The organism is Variovorax sp. 01T439_2, from assembly GCF_056398445.1.
In genome coordinates this window covers 1-4,638 of sequence record NZ_JBFTPJ010000698.1, presented here as the reverse complement: position 1 = coordinate 4,638, position 4,638 = coordinate 1, and the positions used below count along the sequence as shown (strand labels likewise).

Annotated in this window: 4 protein-coding genes and 1 pseudogene; 3 read left to right on the top strand and 2 right to left on the bottom strand. The window is 70.2% G+C overall.

The window, feature by feature from the left end; all coding sequences use genetic code 11:
• The 3 genes from AC1DOC_RS26160 to AC1DOC_RS26150 all read left to right on the top strand — a co-directional run.
• The coding region (locus AC1DOC_RS26160) for an efflux RND transporter permease subunit (protein ID WP_478130788.1) at positions 1-861 on the top strand (861 nt) is incomplete at its 5' end.
• On the top strand, positions 854-2,278 hold the full coding sequence (locus tag AC1DOC_RS26155; protein ID WP_015867593.1) for an efflux transporter outer membrane subunit: 1,425 nt from the start codon (positions 854-856) through the stop codon (positions 2,276-2,278). The genes AC1DOC_RS26160 and AC1DOC_RS26155, both read left to right, overlap by 8 nt.
• A 115-nt stretch (positions 2,279-2,393) precedes the next feature.
• The gene (locus tag AC1DOC_RS26150) at positions 2,394-3,002 is read left to right on the top strand and encodes a c-type cytochrome (RefSeq protein WP_015867594.1); all 609 of its coding nucleotides are present in this window, start codon (positions 2,394-2,396) and stop codon (positions 3,000-3,002) included.
• A gap of 31 nt (positions 3,003-3,033) precedes the next feature.
• On the opposite strand, the pseudogene AC1DOC_RS26145 reads toward AC1DOC_RS26150, so the two are convergent.
• Both AC1DOC_RS26145 and AC1DOC_RS26140 read right to left on the bottom strand, forming a co-directional pair.
• A pseudogene (locus AC1DOC_RS26145) lies at positions 3,034-3,498 on the bottom strand (DUF2946 family protein); the annotation flags it as partial.
• A 5-nt stretch (positions 3,499-3,503) separates the two neighbouring features.
• The gene (locus tag AC1DOC_RS26140) at positions 3,504-4,514 is read right to left on the bottom strand and encodes a YheT family hydrolase (protein WP_038107951.1); all 1,011 of its coding nucleotides are present in this window, start codon (positions 4,512-4,514) and stop codon (positions 3,504-3,506) included.
• Positions 4,515-4,638 lie beyond the last annotated feature (124 nt).

The following is a 4,638-nucleotide window of genomic DNA, read 5'->3' as shown; positions in this document are numbered from 1 at the left end:
GTGCAGGCCGATGCGCCGGCGCGCATGCAGCCTGACGACCTGCTGCGCCTGAACGCCAGCAACACCAAGGGCCAGCCGGTGCCGCTGTCGGCGTTTGCGACCACCAAGTGGGTCAAGGGCGCGACGCAGACGGTGCGCTACAACGGCTACCCGGCGATCCGCATCAGCGGCGACGCCGCGCAGGGCTACAGCACGGGCGCCGCGATGGCCGAGATGGAAAAGCTCGCCGGGCAGCTGCCGCAGGGCTTTGGCTTTGAATGGACGGGCCAGTCGCGCGAAGAAAAGCTCGCGGGCTCGCAGGCGATCGTGCTGTACGGCTTTGCGATTCTGGCGGTGTTCCTGTGCCTGGCCGCGCTGTACGAGAGCTGGTCGATTCCGCTGTCGGTGATCCTGGTGGTGCCGCTGGGCGTGCTGGGGGTGCTGCTGGCGACCATGCTGCGCGCCTACTCGAACGACGTGTACTTCCAGGTGGGGCTGATCACCATCATCGGCCTGTCGGCGAAGAACGCGATCCTGATCATCGAGTTTGYGAAGGACCTGCAGGCGCAGGGCAAGGGCATCGTCGAATCGGCATTGGCCGCGGCCCACCTGCGGTTCCGCCCGATCATCATGACCTCGCTGGCCTTCGGCCTGGGCGTGGTGCCGCTGGTGCTTGCCTCGGGGGCCGGCTCGGCCAGCCAGCGCGCCATTGGCACGGGCGTGCTCGGCGGCATGGTGACGGGTACGGCGCTGGCCGTGATCTTCGTGCCGGTGTTCTTCGTGGTGGTGCGCAGCCTGTTCAAGGGCAGTGCGCGCCAGCATGAAGCCGACAAGCGGCACGCGGAAGCAGCCGGCATCACGGAAGAAAAAGCACATGACTAAGAAACTGATTCCCACAGCCTTGGCCGCGGCAATGCTGCTGGCCGGCTGCTCGCTGATTCCGACCTACGAACGCCCGGCGGCGCCGGTGCCCACCACCTTCCCGGGCGACCCGGCGCAGCCGGCCGGCCAGGCTGCGGCCGCGGTGCCCTGGGAAGAGTTCTTCACCGATTCGCGGCTGAACGGGCTGATCCGCACCGCGCTGGAAAACAACCGCGACCTGCGCGTGTCGGTGCTCAACATCGAGCAGGCGCGCGCGCAGTTCCAGATCGAGCGCGCGGCGCTGTTCCCGGCGCTGGGCCTCACGGGCAGCGGCTCGCGCTCGAGCCCCAACCCCTACCAGGCGTTCGACAGCAGCGCGGGCAGCGTGTCGTCGCAGTACAGCGTGAACCTGGGCGTGACCGCCTGGGAGATCGACTTCTTCGGCCGCATCCGCGCGCTGAAGGACCAGGCGCTGGCGCAGTACCTGGCCACCGAGGAATCGCGCAAGGCCGCGCAGGTGAGCCTGATCGCGGCGGTGGCCACCGGCTGGCTCACGCTGATTGCCGACGACGAGCTGCTCGAGCTCACGCGCCAGACCTTGGTGACGCGCGAAGAGTCGGTGCGGCTGACCAAGATGCGCTTCGACAACGGCGTGTCGTCCGAGCTCGACTTCCAGGCCGCGAACTCGCTGGCCGAGACCGCGCGCGCCTCGTACGCGCAGCAGCAGCGCACGCGCATGCAGGACGAGAACGCGCTCGCCCTGCTGCTGGGCGCGCCGGTTCCGGCCGATGCCACCGCGGGCGGCATCAAGGGGCTGGACAGCGTCAAGCCGATGCCCGACGTGCCGGCGGGCCTGCCCTCCGACCTGCTGGCCGAGCGGCCCGACATCCGCGCCGCCGAGCAGCAGCTGATTGCGGCCAACGCCAACATCGGYGCGGCGCGCGCCAACTTCTTCCCGCGCGTGTCGCTGACCACCACGCTGGGCACCGCGAGCAGCGAGTTCTCGGGCCTGTTCGACCGCGGCTCCAGGGCCTGGTCGTTCGCGCCCTCGGTCACGCTGCCGATCTTCGATGCGGGCCGCAACCGGGCCACGCTCGATTCGGCCAAGGCCGGGCGCGAGATTGCCGTGGCGCAGTACGAGAAGTCGATCCAGACCGCGTTCCGCGAAGTGGCCGACGCGCTGGCCGGGCGCGCCACGCTGGGCGAGCAGGTGCGTGCGCAGCGCGCGCAGGCCGATGCCGAGGCGGTGCGCTTCAGGCTCTCGGACATGCGCTACCGCAACGGCATTGCCAGCGCGCTGGACCTGCTCGATGCGCAGCGCTCGCTGTACACGGCGCAGCAGTCGGCGGTCACCACGCGCCTCTTGCAGCTGCAGAACCAGGTCACGCTCTACAAGACATTGGGCGGCGGCTGGGCCACGCCCGGCAGCAAGGGCTGAGGCTTTCGCGCGACGGACGGTGAGCGGCCTTGCGTCCTTTGGGCGGAGGGCCTCTCTATAATCGCCGGTTGATTCGAAAAAGCCCCCCGACGAGCCCCCGTTATTGAGGACGCCAATGAGCGCAGACCCGCACTACCAGGCCACAGAAGACGCCCACACCGGCCCGATCAAGAACCCGAAGCAACTGCTGCTGGCGGTATTTTTCTCCTTCGTAGCACCCATCCTGATCATCGTGGGCCTTGTGGCCTATGTGGTTTCGGGCAACAAGCCCGCGGGCACGGCCGAGGGCGACAACATGTCGCTGTACGGCGTGTCGCAGGATGCGCGCGACCGCGAAGTGGCCGAACGGCTCAAGAAGGTCGGCGCCATCGAGATCCGCGATGCCAACCGTCCGCTGGCAGCCGGCGAGGCCGTCTTCAAGGCGCAGTGCGCAGCCTGCCACGGCGCGCCCGGCATTCCCGGCGCTCCGCACTACGGCGACGCCGCAGCCTGGGGCCCGCGCATCGGCCAGGGCTACGAAACGCTGCTCGATCATGCGCTGCATGGCAAGGGCGCGATGCCGCCCCAGGGCGGCGGCGACTTCGAAGACCTCGAAATCGGCCGTGCCGTGGTCTACATGGCCAATGCCGGCGGCGCCAAGTTCGCGGTGCCCGACCGCCCCGCGGCGGCGGCGGCGCCTGCCGATGGCGCGGCTTCGGCGCCCGCGGCGGCTGCCAGCAAGTAACCGGGCCCAGGCCCCCAAAGAGAAAGCCGGGCTCGGGGGTCCACAGGCCCTGCTCCACCGCGTCGGCGGCTAGGCCCACGTCCTGCGTATGGACCAGCCCGACCCCGAGGGGCGCCGCCAGGAAAAGGCGCCCGTGCTCGTCGAGCAGGCAGGCCGAGATGGCGCCCGCCGCCTGCCCGGTGTGGGCCGTGACGGCAAAGCCCGCGCCATCGGCAATGCGCCAGACGAAGGGCGCGGCCTCCAGTTCGACATACACGCGCTGCGGGCCGTTCTGGAAGAACCACTGGCCCTCGTCGTCGTGGTCGTAGTTGCGCTGGATGAAGTCGATCAGCTTCTCGTGCCGCAGCATCGAGCCCTTGGCCGCGGGGAAGGCGCCTTCGGCCTGCGTGCGGTCGTCGCGCATGTACCAGTTGCCGCGCGCGTCCAGGCCGAGCCAGCCGTAGCAGTGCGGCACGTTGGGCCACTTGGCGAGCGCCTGTTTGACGATGTCGTCCATGGGCGTTATTTTGCGCGCGCCTGCGCCGCCGTGGAGGGTGCAAACCCGGCCAGCCAGCCGCCCACGCGCTCGGGCATGCCCTGCACATGGCCCGGCGGCGGCCCGAGCGGAAAGCCCACGTGGCCGCCGTGCGCGGGCTGCCACAGCGTGACATGCGGGCCGACCTCGCCGGGGCCGGGCAGGCTCTGCGCCGGAATGAACGGGTCGTTCCGCGCATTCACCACCAGCGTGGGCACGCGGATCGCCCTCAGGTGCGGCTTGGACGAGCCGCGGGCCCAGTAGTCGTCGGTGTTGCGAAAGCCGTGCAGCGGCGCGGTGAACACGTCGTCGAAGGCATAGAGGTCGCGCGCCGCAAGCAGCCGCTCGCGGTCGAACAGGCCCGGAAACTGCGCCAGCTTGGCCAGTGCCTTGGGCTTCATGGTGGCAAGGAACATGCGCGTGTAGACCAGCCGGTTGAAGCCGCGGCCAATGGCCGCGCCGCCGGCCGCCAGGTCGAGCGGCGCGGACACCGAAGCCACCGCATTCACCGAGGCGCGGGCCGTGTCGCCGGCCTCGCAGGCCCAGCGCAGCAGCGCATTGCCGCCGAGCGAGACGCCCGCGGCCAGCACCGGGCCGCCGCCGCGCTGCGCATGCTGCTCGCGCATGCGCTGCAGGATCCAGCCGATCTCTTCGTAGTCGCCCGAGTGGTAGGCGCGAGGCGCCAGGTTGAGCTCGCCGCTGCACCCGCGGAAATGCGGCACGGCAAAGGCCATGCCCTGCGCGGCGGCAAAGGCCGCGAAGGCTTCGGCGTAGTGGCTGCGCGACGACCCCTCCAGCCCGTGGAACAGCACAAGCAGCGGCTGCGGGCCGGGCAAGGCCGCATCGATGAAGTCGACATCGATGAAGTCGCCGTCGGGCGTGGTCCAGCGCTCGCGGCGGTAGGCCGGCGCAGAGCCCTCGAAGCGGCGCGCATAGAGCGCCGGCCAGATGGTCTGCAGGTTGCCGCCGGGCAGCCAGCGCGGCGCCATGTAGCCCATGGCCGCGTGCAGGGAAGAGGAAGAAGAATTCGGCGCGGCGGCGGTCATCGCTTCAGTGCAGGGTCTGGGGCAGCTCGTTCACGTCGCTGGGCTCGCGCGCGCTGCCGGGGCTCGCGTGGTGCGC